24 protein-coding genes are annotated in these 24,406 nt (G+C 65.5%); 15 read left to right on the top strand and 9 right to left on the bottom strand.

The genetic code is table 11. The annotated features are described in order from the left end of the window. The first annotated feature begins 2 nt into the window (after positions 1 to 2). The 11 genes from ACYDAT_RS06460 to ACYDAT_RS06410 all read left to right on the top strand — a co-directional run bounded on the left by ACYDAT_RS06460 (position 3) and on the right by ACYDAT_RS06410 (position 9,629). Positions 3 to 521: a CYTH domain-containing protein gene (locus ACYDAT_RS06460; protein WP_461439285.1), complete on the top strand. Its 519-nt coding sequence runs from the start codon at positions 3 to 5 to the stop codon at positions 519 to 521. Further along, the gene (gene nagZ / locus ACYDAT_RS06455) at positions 515 to 1,528 is read left to right on the top strand and encodes a beta-N-acetylhexosaminidase (protein WP_461449099.1); all 1,014 of its coding nucleotides are present in this window, start codon (positions 515 to 517) and stop codon (positions 1,526 to 1,528) included. Before ACYDAT_RS06460 ends, nagZ begins: the two co-directional genes overlap by 7 nt. Further along, a complete protein-coding gene (locus ACYDAT_RS06450; protein ID WP_461449097.1) occupies positions 1,525 to 2,079 on the top strand; it encodes a hypoxanthine-guanine phosphoribosyltransferase in 555 nt (184 codons plus the stop codon). Before nagZ ends, ACYDAT_RS06450 begins: the two co-directional genes overlap by 4 nt. Beyond that, positions 2,076 to 2,837 (top strand): S-methyl-5'-thioinosine phosphorylase, encoded by a 762-nt coding sequence (locus ACYDAT_RS06445; protein ID WP_461449095.1) that lies wholly within the window; start codon positions 2,076 to 2,078, stop codon positions 2,835 to 2,837. Before ACYDAT_RS06450 ends, ACYDAT_RS06445 begins: the two co-directional genes overlap by 4 nt. Before the next feature lie 239 nt (positions 2,838 to 3,076). Beyond that, positions 3,077 to 3,286, top strand: a complete 210-nt coding sequence (locus tag ACYDAT_RS06440; RefSeq protein WP_081127675.1) for a cold-shock protein — start codon at positions 3,077 to 3,079, stop codon at positions 3,284 to 3,286. 217 nt (positions 3,287 to 3,503) lie between these two features. After that, positions 3,504 to 4,409 (top strand): 5'-nucleotidase, encoded by a 906-nt coding sequence (locus ACYDAT_RS06435; RefSeq protein ID WP_461439161.1) that lies wholly within the window; start codon positions 3,504 to 3,506, stop codon positions 4,407 to 4,409. A 60-nt stretch (positions 4,410 to 4,469) separates the two neighbouring features. Then, entirely contained in the window at positions 4,470 to 5,639 is a 1,170-nt protein-coding gene (locus ACYDAT_RS06430; RefSeq protein WP_461439160.1) for an acyl-CoA dehydrogenase family protein, read from the top strand. 10 nt (positions 5,640 to 5,649) lie between these two features. Continuing rightward, the gene (locus ACYDAT_RS06425) at positions 5,650 to 6,114 is read left to right on the top strand and encodes a pilin (protein ID WP_461439159.1); all 465 of its coding nucleotides are present in this window, start codon (positions 5,650 to 5,652) and stop codon (positions 6,112 to 6,114) included. A gap of 106 nt (positions 6,115 to 6,220) precedes the next feature. Then, a complete protein-coding gene (locus tag ACYDAT_RS06420; protein ID WP_461449093.1) occupies positions 6,221 to 6,718 on the top strand; it encodes a hypothetical protein in 498 nt (165 codons plus the stop codon). A gap of 81 nt (positions 6,719 to 6,799) precedes the next feature. Further along, positions 6,800 to 9,076 (top strand): thiamine pyrophosphate-dependent enzyme, encoded by a 2,277-nt coding sequence (locus ACYDAT_RS06415; RefSeq protein ID WP_461449091.1) that lies wholly within the window; start codon positions 6,800 to 6,802, stop codon positions 9,074 to 9,076. Positions 9,077 to 9,083: 7 nt separating this feature from the next. Beyond that, the gene (locus ACYDAT_RS06410) at positions 9,084 to 9,629 is read left to right on the top strand and encodes a GNAT family N-acetyltransferase (RefSeq protein WP_461449089.1); all 546 of its coding nucleotides are present in this window, start codon (positions 9,084 to 9,086) and stop codon (positions 9,627 to 9,629) included. A gap of 132 nt (positions 9,630 to 9,761) precedes the next feature. Here the strand turns inward: ACYDAT_RS06410 and ACYDAT_RS06405 are convergent, their stop codons facing one another. Further along, the gene (locus ACYDAT_RS06405; protein ID WP_461439155.1) at positions 9,762 to 10,151 is read right to left on the bottom strand and encodes a helix-turn-helix transcriptional regulator; all 390 of its coding nucleotides are present in this window, start codon (positions 10,149 to 10,151) and stop codon (positions 9,762 to 9,764) included. 158 nt (positions 10,152 to 10,309) lie between these two features. On the opposite strand from ACYDAT_RS06405, the gene ACYDAT_RS06400 reads away from it, so the two are divergent. The 3 genes from ACYDAT_RS06400 to ACYDAT_RS06390 all read left to right on the top strand — a co-directional run bounded on the left by ACYDAT_RS06400 (position 10,310) and on the right by ACYDAT_RS06390 (position 12,918). Beyond that, on the top strand, positions 10,310 to 11,320 hold the full coding sequence (locus ACYDAT_RS06400; RefSeq protein ID WP_461449087.1) for a class I SAM-dependent methyltransferase: 1,011 nt from the start codon (positions 10,310 to 10,312) through the stop codon (positions 11,318 to 11,320). Between the two features lie 29 nt (positions 11,321 to 11,349). Beyond that, entirely contained in the window at positions 11,350 to 11,742 is a 393-nt protein-coding gene (locus ACYDAT_RS06395) for a cupin domain-containing protein (RefSeq protein WP_461449085.1), read from the top strand. Positions 11,743 to 12,156: 414 nt separating this feature from the next. Beyond that, positions 12,157 to 12,918: a class I SAM-dependent methyltransferase gene (locus ACYDAT_RS06390; protein WP_461449083.1), complete on the top strand. Its 762-nt coding sequence runs from the start codon at positions 12,157 to 12,159 to the stop codon at positions 12,916 to 12,918. Between the two features lie 5 nt (positions 12,919 to 12,923). Here the strand turns inward: ACYDAT_RS06390 and ACYDAT_RS06385 are convergent, their stop codons facing one another. Genes ACYDAT_RS06385 through ACYDAT_RS06365 form a run of 5 tightly spaced genes read right to left on the bottom strand, consistent with a single transcriptional unit; the run spans position 12,924 to position 20,280 of the window. Beyond that, positions 12,924 to 16,004 (bottom strand): type I restriction endonuclease subunit R, encoded by a 3,081-nt coding sequence (locus tag ACYDAT_RS06385; RefSeq protein WP_461449081.1) that lies wholly within the window; start codon positions 16,002 to 16,004, stop codon positions 12,924 to 12,926. 1 nt (position 16,005) lies between these two features. After that, complete coding sequence (locus ACYDAT_RS06380; protein ID WP_461449079.1) at positions 16,006 to 16,209, bottom strand: hypothetical protein; 204 nt, start codon at positions 16,207 to 16,209, stop codon at positions 16,006 to 16,008. Then, positions 16,206 to 16,790 (bottom strand): AAA family ATPase, encoded by a 585-nt coding sequence (locus tag ACYDAT_RS06375; RefSeq protein WP_461449077.1) that lies wholly within the window; start codon positions 16,788 to 16,790, stop codon positions 16,206 to 16,208. The genes ACYDAT_RS06380 and ACYDAT_RS06375 overlap by 4 nt, the downstream gene beginning before the upstream one ends. Continuing rightward, positions 16,787 to 18,040 (bottom strand): restriction endonuclease subunit S, encoded by a 1,254-nt coding sequence (locus ACYDAT_RS06370; RefSeq protein ID WP_461449075.1) that lies wholly within the window; start codon positions 18,038 to 18,040, stop codon positions 16,787 to 16,789. The genes ACYDAT_RS06375 and ACYDAT_RS06370 overlap by 4 nt, the downstream gene beginning before the upstream one ends. Next, positions 18,037 to 20,280, bottom strand: coding sequence for a type I restriction-modification system subunit M (locus ACYDAT_RS06365; RefSeq protein ID WP_461449073.1), 2,244 nt, complete (start codon positions 20,278 to 20,280; stop codon positions 18,037 to 18,039). Before ACYDAT_RS06365 ends, ACYDAT_RS06370 begins: the two co-directional genes overlap by 4 nt. Positions 20,281 to 20,512: 232 nt before the next feature. On the opposite strand from ACYDAT_RS06365, the gene ACYDAT_RS06360 reads away from it, so the two are divergent. Next, positions 20,513 to 21,277 carry a Bax inhibitor-1/YccA family protein gene (locus tag ACYDAT_RS06360; RefSeq protein WP_461439144.1) on the top strand — a complete coding sequence of 255 codons (765 nt, stop codon included), beginning with the start codon at positions 20,513 to 20,515 and terminating at the stop codon, positions 21,275 to 21,277. Positions 21,278 to 21,358: 81 nt separating this feature from the next. Here ACYDAT_RS06360 and aat read toward each other — a convergent pair whose 3' ends face one another. From aat to trxB, 3 genes are all read right to left on the bottom strand, one after another. Next, complete coding sequence (gene aat / locus ACYDAT_RS06355) at positions 21,359 to 22,087, bottom strand: leucyl/phenylalanyl-tRNA--protein transferase (protein WP_461449071.1); 729 nt, start codon at positions 22,085 to 22,087, stop codon at positions 21,359 to 21,361. 71 nt (positions 22,088 to 22,158) lie between these two features. Continuing rightward, the gene (locus ACYDAT_RS06350) at positions 22,159 to 23,301 is read right to left on the bottom strand and encodes a GNAT family N-acetyltransferase (protein ID WP_461449069.1); all 1,143 of its coding nucleotides are present in this window, start codon (positions 23,299 to 23,301) and stop codon (positions 22,159 to 22,161) included. 13 nt (positions 23,302 to 23,314) lie between these two features. After that, positions 23,315 to 24,274 (bottom strand): thioredoxin-disulfide reductase, encoded by a 960-nt coding sequence (gene trxB, locus ACYDAT_RS06345; protein WP_461440079.1) that lies wholly within the window; start codon positions 24,272 to 24,274, stop codon positions 23,315 to 23,317. Positions 24,275 to 24,406 lie beyond the last annotated feature (132 nt).

The following is a 24,406-nucleotide window of genomic DNA, read 5'->3' as shown; positions in this document are numbered from 1 at the left end:
GCATGGGCATCGAGATCGAACGCAAGTTTCTGCTGCACGACGATGCCTGGCGCTCTGGCGTGATGCGCACGCTGCATCTGCGGCAGGGTTACGTGATCGACGCCGCGGCGCTGGCCTCCGGGTTGGCGCGCGCCTCGGTGCGCGTGCGCCGGCAAGATGATCAGGCCTGGCTCAACATCAAGGCGGCGCGCACCGGCATCGCGCGCGACGAGTACGACTATGAGATCCCACTCGCGGACGCCGAGCGCATGCTCGACGCGCTGTGCAATGGCGTGATCGAAAAGCGGCGCCACGTGGTGCCAGTGGAAGGCGTGCATTTCGAGATTGACGAGTTTCTCGGCAGTAATGCCGGCCTGATCGTGGCCGAGCTGGAACTGCCCGCGGAGGATGCGCCGTTTCCGCGCCCGCCGTGGCTGGGACGCGAGGTCAGCGATCGGCTGCGCTATTTCAATGTCAACCTGATCGCGCATCCGTATTGCACGTGGAGCGCAGCCGAACGCGCCGGAGATGAAGCATGCTGATCATCGGCATCGAAGCATTGCAACTGTCCGCGCCAGAGCGCGCGTGGCTGGCCGCGCCCGAGGTGGGCGGGGTGATCCTGTTCGCGCGCAACTACGCCGATCGCGTGCAACTGGCGCGATTGATCGACGAACTACGTGGCACGCGCGCCGCGCCGCTGTTGATCGCGGTCGATCAGGAAGGCGGCCCGGTGCAGCGCTTCCGCGACGGTTTCACGCGCCTGCCGGCGCTGGATACCCTCGGCGCGCTGTGCAATCGCGACCCTGCGCGCGCCGTGGCATTGGCCGAGGAGCACGCCTGGGTCATGGCCAGCGAGCTGCGCGCCATGGACGTGGACTTGTCGTTCGCGCCGGTGCTGGACCTGGCGCGCGGCAATCGCGCCATCGGCGCGCGCGCGCTGCACGCCGATCCCGAGGTCGTGGCGATGCTGGGCCAGGCCTACGTGCGCGGCATGCGCCTGGCGGGCATGGCCGCCACGCTCAAGCATTTTCCGGGGCATGGCTCGGTGCTGGAGGACACCCACCACGAGGGCGCGCGCGATCCGCGCACGCTGGCGCAATTGCTGGACGCCGACTTGCGCCCGTTCGCGGCCGCCTTCGCCGCCGGCGCCGAGGCGGTGATGATGGCGCACGTGACCTTTCCCGCCATCGATGCGCTGCCGGCTGGTTATTCGCGGCGCTGGATCAAGGAGATCCTGCAGGGCGAACTGGGTTTTGCCGGCATCGTCATCAGCGACGACGTGGGCATGGTCGCGGCCGCCAGCGCCGGTGGCGTGGGCGCTCGCGTCGCGGCGCACTACGCGGCCGGCTGCCACGTGGTGCTGGCCTGCACGCCGGCACTGGTGCCCGAGGCACTGGCTGCCGCGCGCGCGCTGCGCGATCCACCCGCTTGCGATCTGGCGCGTCTGGCCGGGCAGGTGGCCCCGACCTGGGCGGCACTGCACGACAACCCGCAGCGCGCGCGTTTTCTCGCCGATCTGGCCACGTTGAGCCCGCAGGGATCCGCATGAGTCCACTTTCACAAACGCTGATCGAAGCGCTGGCCGTCAGCGATCTGATCCACGACCGCTCCGTCATCGCGCAGGCCATCAACGACATGGCCGTCGCGCTGGATGCGCGCTTGGCCGGGCGCGAGGCGCTGATGCTCACCGTGCTTCACGGCGCGCTGCCGTTCGCCGGACAGCTCGCGCTGGCCATGCGCAGCCCGCTACGCTTCGACACCGTGCACGCCACGCGCTATCGCGGCGCGACCACGGGCGGCGAGCTGGTGTGGAAGCAGCGCCCGGGCACGTCGCTGAACGGGCGCATCGTGCTGCTGGTCGATGACATCCTCGATGAAGGCCATACCCTGGCCGCGCTGCGCGACTGGTGCCGCGCCGAGAACGCCGCCGAGGTGCTGATCGCCACTTTGTGCCGCAAATCGCACGGACGCTGCGTGGCGGGGCTGCACAGCGACGTCAACGGTCTGCTGGTGCCCGATCGTTACGTATTCGGCTACGGCATGGACTTCCAGGAGCAGGGCCGCAACCTGCCCGCCATCTATGCCCTGAGGGACGCATGAGCGCAATCAACAGCATGCTGGCGATCATTGGCGGCACCGGGCTGTACCAGCTCGACGGATTGGCGGTGCAATCGCGCGTGCCGGCTGCGGACACGCCTTGGGGCACGCCCAGCGGCGAGGTGGTCATCGGCCGCTACGGCGCGCAGCGTGTGCTGTTTCTGGCGCGCCACGGTGCGCGGCACACGCTGGCGCCGCATGAAGTGAACTATCGCGCCAACCTGTGGCGCTTGCAGCAACTGGGCGCACACGCGGTGCTGGGGGTGAACTCGGTGGGCGGCATCCGTGCCGATCTGCCGCCGCGCGCGCTGGCGCTGCCGGAGCAGATCATCGATTACACCTGGGGCCGCGCCGGCACTTACAGTGGCGAACGGGGCGCGCCCGTGCGCCATATCGATTTCGCCGAGCCGTACAGCGCCGCCTTGCGCGCGCGGCTGTTCGCCGCCGCACGCGCGGCTGGCGTGGATCTGCGCGCAGGTGGCTGCTATGGCTGCACGCAGGGGCCGCGCCTGGAAACCGCCGCCGAGATCGCGCGCCTGCGCCGCGACGGCTGCGCCATGGTCGGCATGACCGGCATGCCCGAGGCCGCGCTGGCGCGCGAGCTGGGACTGGACTACGCCTGCGTGGCGGTGCTGGCCAACTGGGCCGCCGGCTGCGATCCCGAGCCGCACGCCGTCACGCTGGAAGAAGTGCAGGCCAACGTGCGCGCCGCCAGCGCCGCTCTGGGACTGTTGCTCGCGCAGTTCCTGCAAGGGGCTTGAGAAACGGTGCGTCGCGTGGTTCTGGACGCTTGCGCCGCGCCGTGGGGCAGTCTGAAACCACGGCAGAATCGACTCTTTTCCTGGTGGCAATCACGCAGCTAAAAGCACGTCCGACTTGCACATCAACCCGACTCGTGCCAAAAATCCCGCCCGTGCAGGGTACCGTGGGGCATGACAAGCCTGATTTGCCGCGGCGCGAACATGCACATTGGTCCATTTTTGTTGAGGGGTTGAAGGCAATGAGCTTCGGAAAGGTCAAGTGGTTTAACGATGCCAAGGGCTTCGGTTTCATCTCGCCCGAGGACGGCAGCGAGGACGTATTCGTGCATTTCTCGGCGATCACCTCCAAGGGTTTCCGCTCGCTGCAGGAAGGCCAGCGCGTCAGCTACGAAACGGTCAAGGGGCCCAAGGGCGCCCAGGCTGCCAACGTGGCCATCGCCGACGCCTGATCAAAACCTGATCGGCATGAAACGATTCAAACCCCGCTGCGGCGGGGTTTTTTTTGGTGCGCCCGGCAGGGCGCACCTGCTTGCCTCTTGCTGCGATGAACCGCCCATCGCGATGGATTCGTGCGCGGTAGCGGCCAGAGGGTAGGATGTTGATCGATGCCATGCTGATTGACACTTGGCTGGCACGTGATACAGAAAACGATCTGAAACACCCCGCATGCCCAACGCCCATGACCCGCACGCCGCAACCGATGACCGCCTGGTGGTGGCGATCTCCTCGCGCGCGCTGTTCGACCTGGGTGACAGCCACGCGCTGTTCGAGCGCGACGGGTTGGAGGCGTACCGCCAGTTCCAGATCGCGCACGAGGACGAGGTGCTGGCGCCCGGCGTGGCATTTCCACTGGTGCAAAAGCTGCTGCGACTGAATGCGCGGGCGCCCTCGGCACCGCGCGTCGAGGTGATTCTGCTGTCGCGCAATTCGGGCGATACCGGGTTGCGCATCTTCAATTCGATCCAGCACTACGGCATGGAAATCGTGCGCGCGGCCTTCACCAGCGGCGCGCCCACGGCCAGCTACGTACGCCCCTTCGGCGCCGACTTGTTTCTTTCGGCGCACGCCGAGGACGTGGCGCGCGCGCTGCGTGCCGGCGTGGCCGCGGCCACCATCCTGCCATCGGCGGCAGCGCAGGAAAACTCGCAGCAGTTGCGCATCGCCTTCGATGGCGACGCCGTGTTATTCGGCGAGGAAGGTGAGCGCATTTCCAGCGAACAGGGTCTGGAGGCGTTCCACCAGCACGAGCGCGAACGCCAACTGGAGCCGCTGGAAGGCGGCCCGTTCCGCGGGTTTCTGGCCGCGCTGCAGCGTCTGCAGGCGGCGTTCCCAGCCGAGGACTCGCCGTTGCGCATCGCCCTGGTCACGGCGCGCTCGGCGCCGGCGCACAAGCGCGTGATCCTGACCCTGCGCCACTGGGGTGTGCGCATCGACGAGGCACTGTTTCTGGGCGGGCGCGACAAGGGGCCATTCCTGCAGGCTTTCGGCGCGGATATTTTCTTCGATGATTCCCAGGCCAACGTCGATTCGGCGCGACGCCACGTGGCCACCGGACACGTGCCGCGCCCCTGAGCACGCGGGCGCGACACCGCGCTCGGGTAAAATGCCTGCTTTCGCCCACCGGTCAGCGTCATGCCCGCCAGCCTCAACCCGTACGATTTGTTCGATATCCGCGGCCAGCTCAGCGACGAGGAGCGCATGGTGCAGGACACCGTGGCGCGCTTCACCGACGAGCGCGTGTTGCCGGTGATCGGCGAGTACTTCGACAAGGGCGAGTTTCCGCACGAGCTCATCCCGGAGATGGCGGAGCTGGGTTTGCTGGGCAGCTACTTTCCCGAGCAGTACGGCTGCGCCGGCATGAACGGCGTCAGCTACGGCCTGATCTGCCAGGAACTCGAGCGCGGCGATTCCGGCATGCGCAGCTTCGTGTCGGTGCAGACCTCGCTGTGCATGTATCCGATCTACGCCTACGGCAGCGAGGAACAGCGCCAGCGCTGGCTGCCGGCCATGGCGCGCGGCGCGGTCATCGGCTGCTTCGGCCTGACCGAGCCGCACGGCGGTTCCGATCCGGCCAACATGAAAACGCGCGCGCGCCGCGACGGCAGCGACTGGATTATCGATGGCGCCAAGATGTGGATCACCAACGGCGGCCTCGCGCACGTGGCCATCGTCTGGGCGCAGACCGACGACGGCATCCAGGGCTTTCTGGTCGAGCGCGGCAGCAAGGGCTTCGAGACGCGCGACATCCACCGCAAGATGTCGCTGCGCGCCTCGGTGACCAGCGCGCTGTTTCTCGACGGCGTGCGCATTCCCGACGCCAACCGCCTGCCCGGCATGAAAGGTCTCAAGGGCCCGCTAGGCTGTCTGACGCAGGCGCGCTACGGCATCACCTGGGGGCCGATCGGCGCGGCCATCGCCTGCTTTCGCGAGGCCGTCGATTACACGCGCGAGCGCATCCTGTTCGGACGCCCGGTGGCCGCCAATCAGGCGGTGCAACTAAAGCTGGCCGACATGGCGCGGCGCATCACCCTGGCGCAACTGCTGTCGCTGCAGCTCGGCCGCCACAAGGATGCCGGCACGCTGCACCCGACCCAGGTCAGTCTGGCCAAATGGAACAATGTGCGCATGGCCATCGACATCGCCCGCGAGGCGCGCGAACTGCTCGGCGCCGCCGGCATCACCACCGAGCATTCGCCAATCCGCCACGCGCTCAATCTGGAATCGGTCATCACCTACGAGGGCACCGAAACCGTGCACCAGCTCGTGGTCGGCCGCGAAGTCACCGGCATCAATGCGTTCTGAGGACACTATCATGCGTCGTTTCGTTCTGCCGCTCGCCGGCCTGCTGACCCTACTCAGCGCCACCGCGCTGGCCACGCCGCCCGCCACCAACAGCGCCGCACCAACGGCTACCACCGTCAAGGGACCGGAGATCAACCCGCAGGAGTTGCACATTGCGCTCAGTTCCCTGCTGCTGGCCGCGACCAAGATGGCGATCGAGAATGCCATCAAGCGCGGCAAGGCGCCGGACAGCAATGCCGCGGCGCATGTCGGCGAGCCGGATTACCTCACCAGCAACGAGATAAGCAGCATCACCGTGCACAAGGGCGGCGTGCTGGAAGTGCATTTCACCAGCGCGGTCAGCCCCGATCTCAGCGGCGTCTGGCTGACGCCGACACGCGCGGGCGACACGGTGAAATGGTCGTGCATCAGCCACGACATTCCGCAAATCGCAGCGGTCGAGTCGTACTGCAGCTACCAGCCCAAGGCGCGTTGAGCAAGGCTGGCGCCGTGGTCGTGCGCGCGATCCTGATCGTGTGCACCGGCAACATCTGGCGCTCGCCGATGGCGCAGGCGCTGTCCGGCCAGCGCCGCGTGAAACCATGATGCCGGGCAGCTCCATCGATTTGTCGGCTTGCGTGACCGATGCCCTGATCGCGGTGGTGCCTAGTCTGCGCACTCATTGCCGTGATGCGTGGACGGTGATCGGCAGCGCGGCGGCATACCTGGCCGGCGCCGCGGTGACGGTGGCCGATCTCGACGTGTTGACCAGCATGCGCGATGCAGAAATCATGGCCGAACATTGGCAGGCGCATCGGGATGTTGACTACGTGCCGGCCGACGACTCGCGCTTCCGCTCGCGTTTCGCGCGCTTCCATTTTGGCGAATTGCCGGTGGAAGTGATGGGGGGGCTGGAGTTGCGCGAAGCGGATGGTTGGGTGCCCGTACGCGTGGACGAGCTCGTCCACGTACGAGTGGCAAGCGTGGTCGTGCCGATTCCGTCGATCGCCGAGCAGATTCGCGTGCTGGAAAGTTTCGGACGCTCCAAGGATCGTCTGCGTGCGGAATTGCTCAAGGCGCTGCATACCCGCGTGTTCTGATCGACCAGGCGAGGGATCGCCACCCGCACTGATTGTTCAAGCATCAGCCGCACACACCATCACCTTTCACACGAAATCGCCATGTCCACTCAGCCCCCCATCGCCGCCCGCCACAAGGGCTTCAATCGCGCCGAGATCGTCGACCGGAACTTCATCGAGTTCGTGCACAACTGGCGCGGCGCAGCGCAGCCGACGCCACACGACGATGACGCCGTGCTGCCCGGCAGCGCGCTGGATGCACGCGGCTTTCGCGAGCTGTTCGAGTCGCAATTGATTTCGCGTCACCTCGACTTGATGGCGCGCGTGCTGCGCGTCAAGAACAAGGTGTTCTACACCATCGGCTCCAGCGGTCACGAGGGCAACGCCATGCTGGCGCGGCTGACGCGGCACACCGATCCGGCGTTCCTGCACTACCGCTCCGGCGCGTTCATGGCCGAGCGGTTTCGCAAGTTGCCCGGCACCGATTCGAGCAAGCTCGATCCGGTGATGGACTCGGCGCTGAGTTTCGCCGCCAGCAAGGACGATCCGGCCTCGGGTGGGCGCCACAAGGTGTGGGGCAGCAAGCCGCTGTGGGTGCTGCCGCAGACCTCGACCATCGCCTCGCACCTGCCCAAGGCGCTGGGCACCGCCATCGCCATCGAGCAGGCGCGGCGCATCGGTCATGCGCTGCCGATCCCCGACGACAGCATCGTGATCTGCTCGTTCGGCGATGCCTCCAGCAATCACGCCGCCGCGCAGACCGCGTTCAACGCCGCGGCGTGGACGGCATACCAGAAGCTGCGCGCGCCGGTGCTGTTCGTGTGCGAGGACAACGGTATCGGCATCTCGGTGAAAACGCCGGCGGACTGGATCAGCGCCAACTACAGCGGGCGCCGCGACCTGGATTATTTTTACGCCGACGGGCTGGACCTGGCCGCCGGTTACAGCGACGTGGCGCGCGCCGTCGAGCACTGCCGACGCACACGCCGGCCCACCTTCCTGCATCTGCGCACCACGCGCGTGATGGGCCACGCCGGCACCGATTTCGAGATCGAGTGGCGCAGCGTCGAGGAACTGGTCAATGTCGAGGCCAGCGATCCATTGCTGCGCTCGGCCGCGATCGCGCTGGAGTCCGGCGTGTACACGCCGCAGGCGCTGCTGGAGCTTTACGAGGCCACGCGCAAGCGCTGCTTCGCCGCCGCCGAGGAAGCCGATCGTCGCCCCAAGCTGGAGTCACTGGCCGCGGTGATCGCACCGCTGGCGCCCTACACGCCGGCCGCCGTGGCCGCGGAAGCCGCGCGCGTGCCCGACCCGGCGCAGCGCCTCGCCGTGTTCGGCGGCGTCGACAAACTGCCCGAGCAACAGCCGCCGCGACATCTCGCGCTGCAGATCAACGCCGCGCTGCACGACCTGCTGATCAAGTATCCCGAGGCGTTGCTGTTCGGCGAGGATGTGGCGCAGAAAGGCGGCGTGTACACGGTGACCAAAGGCCTGTTCAAGGCGTTCACCGGCAAGCGCGTGTTCAATACCCTGCTGGACGAAACCATGATCCTCGGCCTGGCGCAGGGCTACGCCAACATGGGCCTGCTGCCGATGCCCGAGATCCAGTACCTGGCGTATTTCCACAACGCCTGCGACCAGATTCGCGGCGAGGCCGCCAGCCTGCAATTTTTCAGCAACGGCCAGTACCGCAACCCGATGCTGGTGCGCATCGCCGGGCTAGGCTACCAGCGCGGTTTCGGCGGGCACTTCCACAACGACAACTCGATCACCGCGCTGCGCGACATCCCCGGTCTGGTCGTCGGCTGTCCCGCGCGCGGTGACGATGCCGCCACCATGCTGCGCACGCTGATGGCGCTGGCCAAGGTCGATGGCCGCGTCAGCGTGTTCCTCGAGCCCATCGCGCTGTACATGACCAAGGATTTATACGCGCCCGGCGATGGCCAGTGGCAGTTCGCCTATCCCGCGCTGGATCAGGCCATGACGCTGGGCGAGGGGCGCGTGTACGGTGCCGGCGATGACTTGCTCATGTTCACCTACGGCAACGGCGTGCCGATGAGCCTGCGCGCCGCGCGCGAACTCGAAAAGCAACGTGGCTGGAAGATCCGCGTGGTCGATCTGCGTTGGCTGGTGCCGCTCAACGCGGCGTACATCGCCGCGCAGGCCAAAGGTGCGAAGCGCATCCTCATCGTCGACGAGGGCCGCCACAGCGCCGGCGTCGGCGAAGGCGTGATCACCGCGCTCGTCGAAGCCGGGCTGGGCGCCACGCCACTGGCGCGCGTGGTCGGCGCCGACACCTACACCCCGCTGGCCGGCGCGGCGTTCCTGGTGTTGCCGGGCGAGCACGACATCGTCGCGGCGGGGCTGGGGTTGAAGTAGGGCGCCCATGGCCGGCGCGACTTTGGACCACGACATGCCCGCCGTGCGCGAAGCAACGGGTGCTGATCTGGACGGCATCTGCGCGCTCGGCGCCGCAGTCAACGCCATCCATCACGAGGCGTGGCCGCATGTATTCGCGCCTGCCGCGCCAGCACATCGCGACCGCGCGCACTGGGTGCGATTCATTGCTTCCGGCCATGCCACGACTTTCATCGCAGTCGACGCCCGCGGCGTGCTTGGATATGCCGTCGTCGACCTTGTCGAGGAGTCGCATAGTCTTTTGCAGCCCCTGCGATTCGGCCGCATCGGATCGATCGGAATCGCGCCATCACATCAGCGCCTCGGGCTCGGTCGTGCGTTGATGCGCGCGGCGGAAACTTGGGCGCAAGCGCGCGGTGCTAGCGAGACTCGTCTCGAGGTCTGGACGTTCAACGTCGCCGCCATCGCCCTATACGCGGAATTGGGCTACGCGGTGCGCTCGCACAACATGGCGAAGTCGCTCACGCCAGCGCCTGAGGTGACAACGCAAGTCCATGACTACGGTGTTCCATGACAGCTAGCGCCACACGACCACCTGCTCAGCGGTGACTGGCACCCGTGACCACATGCACGGCTGATGCGCGATTGCATCGCGGGTCGGGTCCGGCAGCGGACTTCGATCGCGAGTCGCCATCGACACTTGCGTTCAGCCGTGGCGGCTCCTCTGCATTCCCCGCATCGCCGCCGCAGTGCGCGTTTCGACGCCGAGTTTGATGTAGATGTGTTCAAGGTGCTTCTCCACCGTGCGCCGACTGACGCCGAGGATCGCCGCGATGTCGCGGTTGCACTTGCCGGCGCAGACCCAGTCGAGCACTTCGCGTTCGCGCCGTGTCAACGGTGGATTGCGATGCCTGGGCGTAGCCTCGGTGTCGCCAGCGTCGAGGGGGCAGTGCGACCGCCAGGATCCGGAGGCGGCCAGCCGCGGGCGCTCAATTGCGCCATGCCGGGCGAAATCCCTGCCGTCGACGCAGGCCGCGCCGATCGCATGCAATACATCGAGTGCAGTGCACTGTTGACGATTGCCTGGGCGGGCCATGTTGGTTCTCGATTGCTACGTGGCTTTACGTATTGTCCTACCCGCGTTGAATTATTACAAAGTGGATACGTTGCTGGTAATCCCGCCTGGCGATGAAACCCGGGAGATGACTGATGTCCATCGATATGGCAAGACTCGATGCATTCATGGGCCACTTCGTGACCGATCTCGGCGCGACGCTGCATGCCGGCATGGTGGTGATCGGCGACTCGCTCGGACTCTACAAGGCGCTCGCCACCGGGCCGATGACGGCAGGCGAGCTGGCGCAGCGCACCGATACCGACGAGCGCTATGTGCGCGAGTGGTTGAGCTCGCAGGCGGCGGGTGGTTACGTGCAGTACGACGCCGCGACGCGGCGATTCAGCATGACCGAGGAACAGGCGTTCGCGCTCGCCGACGAGGACAGCCCGGGCTACATTCCCGGCGCGTTCGAGTTGGCCACCGCCTCGCTGCGGGCGGTGCCGGACATGATCGAGCGCTTCCACAACGGCAAGGGCCTGGGCTGGCACGAACATGACGCCGGCCTGTTCCATGGCACGGAGCGTTTCTTCCGGCCGGGCTACAACGCGCATCTGGCGCAGGAGTGGATTCCGGCCCTGGATGGGGTAGAGGCCAAGCTGCGGCGCGGCGCCAAGGTCGCCGACATCGGCTGTGGCCACGGCGCCTCGACCATCATCATGGCGCAGGCGTACCCGAAATCGAGCTTCGTCGGCTTCGATTACCACGCGCCGTCGATCGAACGCGCACGCAAGGCCGCGAAGCGCGCTGACGTCAGCGACCGCGTGAAGTTCGAGGTCGCGACGGCGAAGGACTACCCCGGCAAGGACTATGACTTCGTGACGGTGTTCGACTGCCTGCACGACATGGGCGACCCGGTAGGCGCCGCAGGCCATATCCGCGAGAGCCTCAAGCCCGATGGCACCTGGATGATCGTCGAACCGTTCGCCAATGACCGTCTGGAGGACAACATCAACCCGGTCGGGCGCGTCTTCTACTCGGTGTCGACGCTGGTCTGCACGCCGGCATCGCGCGCGCAGGAGATCGGCTTGTGCCTGGGCGCGCAGGCCGGCGAGACGCGTGTGCACAAGGTCGTCGGCGATGGCGGTTTCAAGCGCTTCCGCCGCGCCACCGAGACGCCGTTCAATCTGGTCTACGAAGCGCGTCCCTGAGTCCGCCGTACACGCGAGAAGAAACAACCATGCACATCGCCAAAAACGACATCCCTGTGCGCATCGACGCGCCCGGCGCGGTGGCTCGCCAAAAGATGGACTTCGGCGATGCCTCCGGCTGCGGCAAGCTCAGCGGCGAGTATTTTTCCCTGGGCGCTGGCGCCGACATCGCGCCGTTGCTCAAGGGGCTGAAAGGTGACCTCTGCCAATCCCCGCACTGGGGCTACCTGTTGCAGGGCAAGCTCATCGTTAGCTACGCCAACAAGCAGGAAGAGATAATCACCGGCGGCGATCTTTTCTACTGGCCGCCCGGGCATAGCGTGAGCGTTGTTGACGCCGCCGAGGTCATCCTGTTCAGTCCACAGGACGAACACAACAAGGTTATCGACCACATGCTGGGCATGATGGCGGCATCGGCCTGAATACATCGGTGCATCGCCGCACGCCATTCGCTTTGTGGTCGACACCTGCACGAGGATGGATGTCGGATGCGGCGCACGCTGTAGGGGCGAGCGCTGCCGCAAGTGGTACTGCCGGCGGCAGCGGATCGCGGCGGCGCTGGGGCCGAAGTAGGCAGATCTGAATTTATCTGCAATCTGGTCAGAGCTTGCCTTTCGATATGCGGCTTCTGGATGACCAGCTTCGCTGACGGTGAAGCGCCTCCCGCCTGCGCGGGAATGACTAGCGTAGTGGACGTTACTGCTCCACGATCATTTCTCTCGACTCTGTCAACGTCATTCCCGCGCAGGCGGGAATCCAGTTGATGCCAGTCGTGACGCGCTCATACGACATGGCGAAGATGCTCACTCCGCGCCGTGACGTGGCACGATCAGCGCATGACCGCCACGTTCTATGACCGGCTCGCGCCTTACTATCACTTGCTCTACGGTGACTGGGAAGCCGCGATCACGCACCAGGGCGATGCCTTGTCTGATCTGTTCGCGGCGCAGGGCATCGCACCGGGTGCGCCGATACTCGATGCCGCCTGTGGCATCGGCACGCAGAGTATCGGGTTGGCGCGGCACGGTTATCGGCTGACGGCTTCGGATATTTCATCGGGCGCGGTGGCGCGGCTGCGCGATGAACTCGTCCGCCGTGACCTGCGCGCCTGCGTGCAGGTCGATGATCTGCGCACGCTGCGCGGTGTCGAATCGGAAAGCATGGCGGTGGTACTCGCCTGCGACAACAGCCTTCCGCACCTGCTGTCGGACGCCGAATTGCTGCAAGCCTTGCGCAGTTGCCATCGCTGCCTGCGCGCGGGCGGTGTCGCGATTTTCTCGGTGCGCGACTACGCCAGCATCGTGCGCGTGAACCCGGACGTGCGGCCCTACGGCATGCGCCATGCAGCGGGCAGCCGGTTTCTCGCCGTGCAGGTGTGGGAGTGGGACGGCGATCAGTACGACTTGCGCGTTTACCTGACCACCGAATCGCCCACGGGCGCCTGCACGACGCAGGTGCTCACCAGCCGCTACTACGCCGTGAGCATCGCACGGCTGCTGACGCTGCTGGGTGAAGCCGGCTTTGTCCATGCGCAGCGCCGTGATGACGTGCTGTTCCAGCCCGTGCTGCTGGCGCGGCGTGCGCATGCGGCTGGCTGAACCTATTACGCGGAATCAGCGCCGCTCTTCGCCGACAACTTATCGTAGACCCTGCCGCCCAGCCATTTCGACACCAGTTCCTGCATCTCCGGCTTGCCCATGTAGTCGGTGAACAGCTCCTCGTTCAATTCCATGCGCTCGATGAAGAGCGACTCCAGCACCTGCCGGAACACCAGGTGGAATTTGTCGAGGGAGTTCACTTCGGCGGCTTTTCGCAGCGATTCGTTCTGGCTGGCCGCTTCCGCGATCTGGTCGAAGAACAACTGATCCGCGTCATTCAGCTCGCTTCCGAAGCGCGCGTTGATCAGGTCGATCAGGCGCGACAGCGAAACGCGCTCCTCGCGCGCCATGCCCGAACCGACCTCGCGCGGGCCGTCGAGCGGCTTGGCGTAGCCCTCGTCAAGGCTGATCGAGCCTTCGCTGATTTTCTGCAACCGGTAGTAGTCAAGCTCGACTTCGGCGTCGAACTGATAGCCAGGCCCGTTCTTGCGCTTGGGTAGTTTCAGTGCGAGGTGGCGCAGGTAGGTGAACAGCTTCTCCAGGTCGCTGTCCTGGTAGGGGATCACCTGGCTCAGGAAGCCGTACAGGTTGCGAAAGGCTTGCAGCTTGCCGCGCCACAGTTCAGCCTCGTCCTCATCGCTGCCCTGCAACCGCGCGAAGCGCGCCACGGCCTGATCGAGCAGGGCGTTCATCGCCCTGTGGTCGCCGGGACTTTGCCGCCGCTTGGGCGCAAAGAACACGCGCGCGAACTCCGTCACTTCGGTCTGCAGGTAGATGCCTGACGCGTCGAGTTCCGATTTCACCTCGTACAGCTTGTCCGCATCGACCTGTTCGCCCATCACCGCGCCTTCGTAGTACTGGCGGAAGGCCTCCTGAATCTCGGCGGGATCGTTGACGAAATCGAGCACGAAGGTGTCGTTTTTCAGCGGGTGGATGCGATTCAGGCGCGACAGCGTCTGCACCGCCTGGATGCCGCCCAGGCGCTTGTCGACATACATCGTGTGCAGCATCGGCTGGTCGAAGCCGGTCTGGTATTTCTCGGCCACCAGCAGCACGCGAAATTCCGGCTTGGCGAAGGTGTCGGGCAGTTCCTTTTCCTTGAGGCCTCCGTTCATCCCGACCTCGGTGTAGGTTTTTTCGGGAATCTTGTCGTCTTCCACGGTGCCCGAGAACGCCACCAGGCTCTTGATCGGGTAGCCCTTCTCAAGGATGTAGCGGTCGAATTCCAGCTTGTAGCGCACCGCCTCCATGCGCGAGCCGGTGACCACCATCGCCTTGGCGTGGCCGCCGATCTTGTGCCGGGTGAAGTGCTGAAAGTGCTCGACCATCACTTCGGTTTTCTGGCCGATGTTGTGCGGGTGCAGGCGCATGAAGCGGGCCAGCGCCTGAGCGGCTTTCTTGCGCTCGACGTTGGGATCGGCCTCGGCCTTCTTGATCAGCTTGTAGTAGGTCTTGTAGCTGACGTAGTTCTTCAGCACGTCCTCGATGAAGTGTTCATCGATGGCCTGGCGCATGGTGTAGCGGTGGAAGGGCTCGCCATTGCGGCCGAAGATCGCCAGGGTCTTGTGCTTGGGCGTGGCGGTGAAGGCAAAAAAACTCATGTTCGGCTGATGGCCGCGCTTGGCCATGGAACGAAACAGGCGCTCCAGCTCGGCTTCGCCCTCCTCCTCGGCCATCGCCTGTGCCTTGCGGCGCAGCTCCGCGCCGCCCAGCACGCCCTTGAGCTCGGTCGCCGTCTCGCCCGATTGCGAGCTGTGCGCCTCGTCGATGATCACGGCGTACCTGCGCGTGGGCAGATGGCTCTTGCTGCCGTTTTGCCCAGGGACGGGCTTATGCCCCGGAGGGCTGGACGCCCGAGAGGGGCCGCCGCGCTCCTCGGCGAGCTTGATCAGTTGCCCGGACACGAACGGGAACTTCTGCAGCGTGGTGATGATGATCGGCACGCCGGTTTCCAGCGCCTCGGCGAGCTGGCGCGAATCCTCGTCGATCTTCTGCACCACGCCCTGACGGTGATCGAACTGGTAGATCGTGTCCTGCAATTGCCGGTCCAGCACCACGCGGTCGGTGATGACCACGACACTGTCGAACAGGCGCTCGTCGCGCGCGTTGTGCAGGCTGGACAGGCGGTGCGCCAGCCACGCGATGGTGTTGCTCTTGCCGCTGCCGGCCGAATGCTCGATCAGATAGTTGTGCCCCACGCCTTCCATGGCGGCGCTGGTCACCATCTGCCGCACCGCCTGCAACTGGTGATAGCGCGGAAAGATCAGGCTTTCCTTGCGCACCTTCCTGCCGTCCTCGGTCATTTTCTCCTGCACGTCGAGGTGCAGAAAGCGCGCCAGCAGGTCCAGCAGGCTGTCGCGCTGCAGCGCCTCTTCCCACAGGTAGGCCGTCTTGTAATTGCGCCCTTCGCGGTCGGGCGGATTGCCTGCAGCACCGTCCAGGCCCCGGTTGAAGGGCAGGAAGGTCGTGGACGAACCCGCCAGGCGCGTGCTCATGTGCGCCTCCTCGGTGTCGACGGCAAAGTGCACCAGCGCGCGCTTGCTGAAAGCGAAGATCGGTTCGCGCGGATCGCGGTCGTGGCGGTACTGGTGGATCGCGTTGGCGGCGGTCTGGCCGCTGAGCGGGTTCTTCAGCTCCAGCGTCACCACCGGGATGCCGTTGACCGACAGCACCACATCCAGCGACTGTTCCGAGCGCGGGCTGAAATGCAGTTGTCGGGTCAGCCCGAGGCGATTGGCCTGGTAGCGTGCTTCCAGCTCCGGGTTGAGCCCGTGCGCCGGGCGAAAGAACGCGATCCGCAGCGTCTTGCCGAAGCACTTGAAACCGTGGCGCAGCGTGTCCAGCGTGCCGTAGGTATCCAGCCACTTGCACAGCGCTTCCAGCACGCGCGCGCCGGTTTGTTCACCGTGTAGAGCTTCCAGCTTTTCCCATGCCTTGGCTTGCGTGGCCTGGATGAAGGCCAGCGCCTCGGTGGGGAAGATCGCCCGTTCGCGGTCGAAGCCCCGGCCATCGACGCGCGCGTAGCCATCACCCTGCAACACCGCTTCGATGGCGGTTTCGAACGCGGCCTCGGAAGTCGACTTCACTTCAGCGCTCTGTCCGCCAGGGCGCAGCCTCTTCCGCCACGCGTGAGGCATCGGCGTTGATCACCCAGGGCTTGCCGTGCCGCCACACCACGGCGTACTGGCCCAGCCGGCGCTTGCGCTCGAGGGCCTTGCCGACGGCCTGCCGCAGGCTTTCCAGCATGCGCCGGCCATCGGCGGAGGGTGCCGCCTCGTGGCTCGTGTTCATGGCTTTGCCTCCTTCAACAAGCGTTGATAGTAGCCTTCGTGGACCACGTCGCGCCCGTCGCCCTGCTGCTCGAACACCAGCACCGGGCTGTCACCGTCGTTCATGAAGCAGGTGCTTCGATCCACGCGGTGGCCGAACTCGTCCAGCAGATGGCGCAGGCTGCGCGGAAAGCGACGTTCGATATCGGCCAGAGGAATGTCGTGGCCGCCGTGCGCCACGCGCTCGGCCACGCGCAGGCGGGACATTTCGGCGCTGGGCAGGGCGAGATAGATCAGTTCCACGCGCCAGCCGTCGCCGCGCAGGCGGTCCACCAGGCGCAGATAACCGCGTCCGGCCAGGGTGGTTTCGAAGGCAAAACTCTCCCGCGCTCCGATGCGCGCTTCCAGCTCGTGCAGAAAGATGCGGCTCGCGGCCAGCAGCTCGCGTTCCGGTGCGAGCGGCGACAGCCCGGCGGCGATCAGGTCGGCGTTGATGAAATGCGCGACACCCGCCACCTGCGGCAGGTATTCCAGTGCGAAGGTGGTTTTGCCCGCGCCGTTGGGGCCGGCGATGATCCAGCAGGTGGGGCTTTCCGGTTTCATCCGGTCATTCCCTCCAGCGGAATCTGGCCGGTGACGGCGGCCGAGATCAGCGCGGCGCGGCGCTCCTTGGCAAGGTCAATTGAACGACCAAGTAGGTTTTCCATTTGCAGCATCTCCGAACGCTGTTGCTCGATGAACGACGCGACAGCGCGTTGTTCGGCAACCGGTGGATACGGGAAATGGAGAGACAGGAAAGCATCTGTGTATAGGCGCAGGAATCCTTGTTCACCCGTACCCAGACCTTTCGACGAGGATCTGAAAACTGCTTGAAGAAGTGAAGTCTTGAACAGTTCGAGGAAGTACTCGATGGATAGATCTTGGTCCACAACATCGAACACTGCGTAGTCAGGACTGACCAATCCAGATTCTGTGGCTACTGCAATCAGCCCGCTGGCCGCACGCATTCGATTAACCACCATTTGACCCGGCTCGATCTTCTTGAACCCAGTGACGTCACTCGCTTCCAGAAGCTTTTCTGAGACTTCGTTGTGAGGCACAAGCCCTTTTCCCATCCGCAAAGAGAGCAGCGTCTCTTCGCCTGTCTCCGTTCGCCTATCGACTTCCCGAAATAGACCCTTGGCCCGTGGCTCTTGCCAGTGCGCCGGAATCTCGTCTAGCCACTCCAAGCCGGAAGGTTTGAACGTGACATCGGGATTGATGCCGCGGGTGACGACACGGCTGATGAGGGCGGCGCGTTTTTCTTCCAGCAGCGCCAGCATGCGTTCCTTCTCGGCGATCAGCCCGTCGATGCGGGCGGTTTCGCGGTCGAGGTAGTTGGCGATGATTCTCTGCTGTTCGATTGGAGGGTATGGAAGACGAATGTCAAGAACATCAAACGACGAGAGGTGTTTTACGGTCGTTGAGTAGGTGAACTCGTTGATCAGTCGCAGGGGCGCCGGCAAGGTGTAGTAAAGATAACCGGGGTCAATGCTGTCGGCCGTTCGAATGCAGCAGACCCGCTGGTTGAGCAATGCATCGCTACCTTTCCAACGAGCGACATTGAAATCACCGTCCATCCCTACAAGGATATCGCCCGTGGCAATCGCGGCTTCAGGTATCCAGTCCCCGTCGTAGCGAACAACAGTCTCCGAGCTCGAGATATCTCTGATGCGCACGAGAGGATGGCCTGCGTCCGTCGCAAACAACTTCGAGTCAAAGGGGTAGCCGTTTATGACTCTCGCGTGGTCTTTGACCCTTGCCACGTTCCAATCGGTCGGCATGGATTCCTTGATCCATTCATCAGCGATCACTCCGTCACCTCCCGCAGCAACTTCAGAATCCGCTGCTCCACGCCGGCCAGCTCCGCATCGATCTCGTGCAGCGGTCGCGGCGGCTGGTACTGGAAGAACACGCGGTTGAAGTTGATCTCGTAGCCCACCTTGCCGATGCCGCCGTCCTGCTCGTCCAGCGTCTCGCGGTCGATCCAGGCATCCGCCACATAGGGCCGTACTTCGCGCAGGAAGTAGCTGACGATGTCTTCCTTCAGCGGGATGTTCTCGGCGTCCTTCAGCGCCGGGTCGGGTTCGTACTCGATGTGCCAGCCCTTGGCCCCGGCCCCTCTCCCGGTGGGCGAGGGGAGTGTGCCGAGCCCGAGCAGCGAGTACAGATCGCGTGTGGTCAGCGACTGTGGGAGTGTCTGATTTGGAAACAGCGCGCCGGCGCCTACCAGCGGATCGCCCCTGTGCTGCCTGGCGATCACCGGCGCGGCCTCGGGGTCCACGGTGGTGAAGCAGTCGCGGAAGATCTTCTTGCGAACCCCGTCCATGGGGTTCGCCCTCGCTCTCGCTCGGGCCAGCCTTCGGCTGTCCAAAATCGCTCCGGGCGATTTTGTCTGCGCCGTGCCCTTGGCGCCCTTGGCCCAGCCCTCGATATCGTCGTGCAGGTCCTTGAACACCTGCTGCACGGCATCCCAGGCCTGGTTCCAGTCCAGCAGCGGTTCGCTGCCCAGTTCGTCCTGCACGGCCTGCAGGGCATCGAACAGCTCGGGGCAGGTGTTGAGGAAGCGCTCGCGCGCCTCCTCGGTGATCTGAAAGCGCAGGCGCAACGGGCGCAGCACGGTGATGCGGCGATAGCCGAAGTCGGTGTTGTCGAAGACGCGGCTGGTCTGGCCGTTCTCCAGCGCGCCGTGTTCACGGGTGATGGCGTCGAGCGCGGCCAGGTCGAGATAGCGGCGCTTGTCACCCAGGCTGCGCTTCATCGGCGTGTAGCGGCTGCGGGCGTCGATGAGCTGGATCTTGCCCTTGCGGTGGTCGGCCTTGCGGTTGGTGACCACCCAGATGAAGGTGCCGATGCCGGTGTTGTAGAACATCTGCTCGGGCAGGGCGACGATGGCTTCGAGCTGGTCGCGCTCGATGATCCAGCGGCGGATCTCGCTCTCGCCGCTGCCGGCGCCGCCGGTGAACAGCGGCGAGCCGTTGAAGACGATGGCGGTGCGCGAGCCGGTTTTTTCGCGGTTCCCGGGCGCGTAGTCCTGGAACTTGCTCATCATGTAGAGCAGGAACAGCAAGGCACCATCGTTGATGCGGGGCAGCTTGCCGCTGTAGCCCCTGAAGTTGGGCCAGCGGTCGATGATCTTCTTCTCCGCCTTCCAGTCCACGCCGAAGGGCGGGTTGGCCAGCAGGTAGTCGAAGCGCTGGTCCGGAAACGGGTCGTCGGTGAGGGTGTTGCCCAGCACCACCTGGCCGTCCTTGTGGCCCTTGATCAGCAGGTCGGAAGCGGCGACGGCGTAGGAGCGCGGGTTGTAGTCCTGGCCGAAGACCTTGACCGTGGCTTGCTCGTTGTGGGCGCGTATCCAGTTTTGTGCCTCGGCCAGCATGCCGCCGGTGCCGCAGGCCGGGTCGCAGATGGTGACGATGACGCCGGCCTGCGTCAGCACCTGTGTATCCGGCTCCAGCAGCAGGTTGACCATGAGCTGGATGACTTCGCGCGGGGTGAAGTGGTCGCCGGCGGTTTCGTTGGCGGCTTCGTTGAAGCGGCGGATCAAATCCTCGAACACCAGGCCCATGGTGATGTTGTCGACCGCGCGCGGATGCAGGTCGATCTCCGCGAACTGGGCGACCACCTGATAGAGGCGGTTGGATTCTTCAAGCTTCTCGATTTCTTTCTCGAACTCGAAGCGCTCGAAGATCTTGCGGATATTTTCGGAGAAGCCGGCGATGTAGTCGGCCAGGTGGCGGCCGATGTTGTCGGGGTCGCCCTTGAGCTTCTGGAAATCGAGCTGGCTGTGGTTGTGGAAACCCAGCGGCTTGCCATCCTCGTCCTTGGCCAGGTTATTGAGGATGGCATCGATGTTCGCGATGCCCTTGGCGCTGAGTTCGATGTGGCGTTTGAGCACGGCCTCCTTGCTGGGCGCCAGCACGGCGTCGAAGCGACGCAGCACGGTGAGCGGCAGCATCACGCGCTCGTACTGCGGCGGGCGATAAGGGCCGCGCAGCAGGTCGGCGACGGACCAGATGAAGTTGGCGAGTTGCTGGAAGCTGGTGATTGTCATCGGTGCAATGCTCAGCGGATTTGTCGCGCAGCACAAGGAAGGCAGTTCCCCCGGCGCACACGTGAAGGCCGCCGCAGGCTCGAGAGTTTACGAAATCGCAATCGTGCGGTTGTGCCTGGTTTCATTACGCGCGGTGTATCGTGCGCGCTGCAACGCGCCGGGAACATCGGTGCGCGGTCGCGGTCATAGCACTGCGCATTCGCAACATTCTTCTCTCAATCAGGGCTCCGTCATGGCTTCCGGCAATCCGCTGCTGCGTTCGTCCAACTTCGAAGGCCTCGCCATCGGCGGCGAGCGCATGACCGTCAACGGCACCATTGGCAAGACCGCGATCATGCTGATCCTGGTCTGCGTCTCCGCGGGCTGGACCTGGCTGCGCTTCGACGCGGCGCTGGCCGTCGGCGGCAAGGATGCGGCCGCCGCCGCCATGGCCGCGGTCGCGCCGTTCCTCATGGGCGGGCTGATCGCCGGCCTGGTACTGGCGCTGGTATCGGTGTTCGCCAAGCGCTTCATCGCCATCACCGCGCCGCTGTATGCCATCGCCGAGGGCTTCGTGGTCGGCGGCATCTCGGCGATCTTCGATCTGAGCTACCCCGGCGTGGTGGTCACCGCGGTGGCGCTGACCTTCGGCGTGATGGCGGTGATGCTGTTCCTGTACAGCAGCCGCATCATCAAGGTGACCGACAAATTGCGCATGGGCATCGTCGCGGCGACCGGCGGCATCATGGTGGTGTACCTCATCAACATGGTGATGGGCTTCTTCGGTTCGCAGATCGGCCTGATCAACAGCGCCAGCCCGTTGGGCATCGGTTTCAGTCTGCTGGTGGTGGGCATCGCGGCGTTCAATCTGCTGATCGATTTCGACATGATCGAGCGCGGCGCCGCCGCCGGCGCACCACGCAACATGGAGTGGTACGGCGCCTTCGGCCTGACCGTCACGCTGGTGTGGCTGTACATCGAAATCCTCAGCCTGCTGGGCAAGCTGCAGCGGCGCTGAGCGGCGTTCAACGGGCCGTGGCGATGGCTACGCGGTCCGGCTGCTGCCGAACTTTGGCGCGCACACTGCGCCACGAAACGCTCAAACTTCGGTGATCAGTTCCACGGCGTGGCGCAGCGGCAGCGCGGCATCCCAATCGCCGGGCGCGTGCACATCGGCCAGACTTTGCAGCGTGGCGATGAACGCCGCGCGTGGCATCTCGATGGCACCCAGCGCCAGCGTGTGCGCGTTGGCGACTTGCGCATCCAGCAGCGGCATGCGCCATGCGGCCAGTGCGCGGCAGACGGCGTACAGCGCCACCTTGGAACCGCCGCTGCGCGCGCTGAACATGGATTCGCCCGAGAACATGCCGCCGCTGGCCACGCCGTAGAGGCCGCCGACCAACTGCGTGCCATTCCACACCTCGAACGAATGCGCGTGGCCGAGCTGGTGCAACCGCACATAGGCACGGCGCATCGCCGGGGTAATCCAGGTGCCGCGCTGGCCGGCGCGCGGCGCGGCGCAGGCGGCGATCACCCGATCAAAAGCGCGATCGACGCTGAGCGTCCACGGCAGCGCGCGCAGCGTGCGTGCGAAGCGCCGTTGCGGGCGCGTGTGCGCCGTGTCGAACACACAGCGCGGATCGGGCGACCACCACAGCAGCGGCGCGCCCGCGCTGTACCAGGGAAAGATACCGTGCGCATACGCCGCGCGCAGGCGTTCGGGACGCAGATCGCCGCCGACGGCCAGCAGCCCGGATGCATGCGCGCGCGCGACCGGCGGGAAGCGCGTGTCGTCGGGGGCCAGCAGGTAGGGCTGGGCGGTGGTCATGGGTGCATCGTACGGGCGGCGCGGGTGTGTGTCCGTAATGCGCGTGCACGTGAGCAATCAACGACGCGCACTCATTGCGCGTAGGGCGAATGCGTCAGCAGTTCGGCACGCCACGCCTGCACTTGCAATTGCTCATGCGCGAGATACTGCACGACGGCGTGGCGCAGCCCGGCATGCGCGATGGCGTGGCGCGAGTGCGTCAGCGTGGGCAGAAAGCCGCGCGCCAGCTTGTGCTCGCCCTGCGCGCCTGGCTCGAAGCGCTGCAGACCGGTACGCAGGCAGTGCTCGATGCCCTGGTAGTAGCACAGCTCGAAGTGCAGGCCCGGCACCTGCACGCGGCTGCCCCAGTAGCGGCCGTATAGCGTGCTCGATGAACTCAGAAACAGCGCCATCGCCACGATGACATCGCCCGCGCGCGCCAGCGCCAGCCACACATGGCCGGGCAGGGCAGCGCCGAGGCGCGCGAAAAATTCCGAGTTGAGTGCGGCGAGGTTGCCGTGCGCAGCGAAGGTGTCCAGGTACAGCGCATGCACCGCCGTCCACTCGTGCGCATCGAGGCTGCTGCCTGCGCGCCATTCGATGTGCAGACCCGAAGCGGCCACCTGCGCGAGTTCGGCGCGGATGTTTTTGCGTTTCTTGTGCTTGAGCGCGGACAAGAAATCCTCGAACGTGTGCCAGCCGCGGTTGATCCAATGGAACTGCACGTCGTTGCGCGCCAGCCAGTGCGCGTCATCGGCAGCACAAGCGGCGAGATCGTCGGCTTCGAGAAACAGCAGGTGCGTCGAGCTGAGCTGTGCGCTCTGCATCAGCTCGCGCAGGCCGGCCAGCAGTGCGGCGCGGCGCGCATCCGCACCCGCGCCAGCGCCGACCAGCAGGCGCGGCCCGACCACGGGCGAATACGGCACCGCGCACAGCAGCTTGGGGTAGTAGTCGCCACCGGCGCGCTCCAGCGCCTGCGCCCAGGCGTGGTCGAACACGAATTCGCCATGCGAGTTGAACTTCAGATACAGCGGCGCGGCGGCCACCAGCCGGTCGTCCTCGAACACACCCAGATGCCGCGCCTGCCATCCCCAGTCGGCGCGCAGACACCCGTGTTGCTCCAGCCCGGCGAGAAAAGCATGGCTGAGGAAGGGGTTGTCATCGGGGCGCAGCGCATCCCACTTGGCGGCGGCGATCGTGTCCAGCCGCTCGAGGGTGCGCAGCGCCAGCGTCATCGCCTGGTGCCGCTCAGTGCCCCAGGCCGTCGAGATATTTCTCGGCGTCCAGCGCGGCCATGCAGCCGGTGCCGGCGCTGGTGACCGCCTGGCGGTATATCGAATCGGCCACGTCGCCGGCGGCGAACACGCCGGGGATGCTGGTCTGCGTGGCATTGCCCTGCAGTCCGCCGTGCACCACCAGGTAGCCGCCTTCGCGCATGCTCAGCTCGTCCTTGAAGATAGCGGTGTTGGGGCTATGGCCGATGGCGATGAACACGCCATGCACGGCGATTTCGCGCGTGCTGCCGTCCTGCGTGCTCTTGATGCGCAGGCCGGTGACGCCGCTGGCATCGCCCAGCACCTCGTCGACACCGCTGTTCCAGACAATCTCGATCTTGCCCGCGCGCTGCTTTTCGAACAGCTTGTCCTGCATGATTTTTTCCGCGCGTAGGCTGTCGCGCCGATGCACCAGCGTGACCTTGCTGCAGATGTTGGCCAGGTACAGCGCCTCCTCGACCGCGGTGTTGCCGCCGCCAATCACCGCCACGTCCTTGCCGCGATAGAAAAATCCGTCGCAGGTGGCGCAGGCCGACACGCCCTTGCCGGCGAACGCCTGCTCGGAGGGCAGGCCCAGGTACTTGGCGCTGGCGCCGGTGGCGATGATCAGCGCGTCGCAGGTGTATTCGCCGCTGTCGCCGACGAGGCGAAATGGGCGGCAGCCCAGGCGCGCCTCGTGGATGTGGTCGAACACGACCTCGGTAGCGAAGCGCGCGGCGTGCTGCTGCATGCGTTCCATCAGCTCGGGGCCTTGCACGCCCTGCACGTCGCCAGGCCAGTTATCGACATCGGTGGTGGTGGTGAGCTGGCCGCCGGCCTGCAGCCCGGTGATCAGCAGCGGTTTGAGGTTGGCGCGCGCGGCATAGACCGCGGCGCTGTAGCCGGCAGGGCCGGAACCGAGGATCAGCACGCGGCTGTGGCGAGGGGGGCTCATGTATCATTTCCAGTTGGTTGCGGCGAAAACGCGGCCTGCCACGCGTCGCTGGACGCGCCCATCGCGACAGGCCTGAAGTGCCGCAGCATGGGGACGGCGGATGCTCGAATCAAGCCGCGCGACGAATACACT

It is taken from the genome of Metallibacterium sp. (genome assembly GCF_054637675.1).
This window is presented reverse-complemented; position numbering and strand designations above follow the sequence as displayed.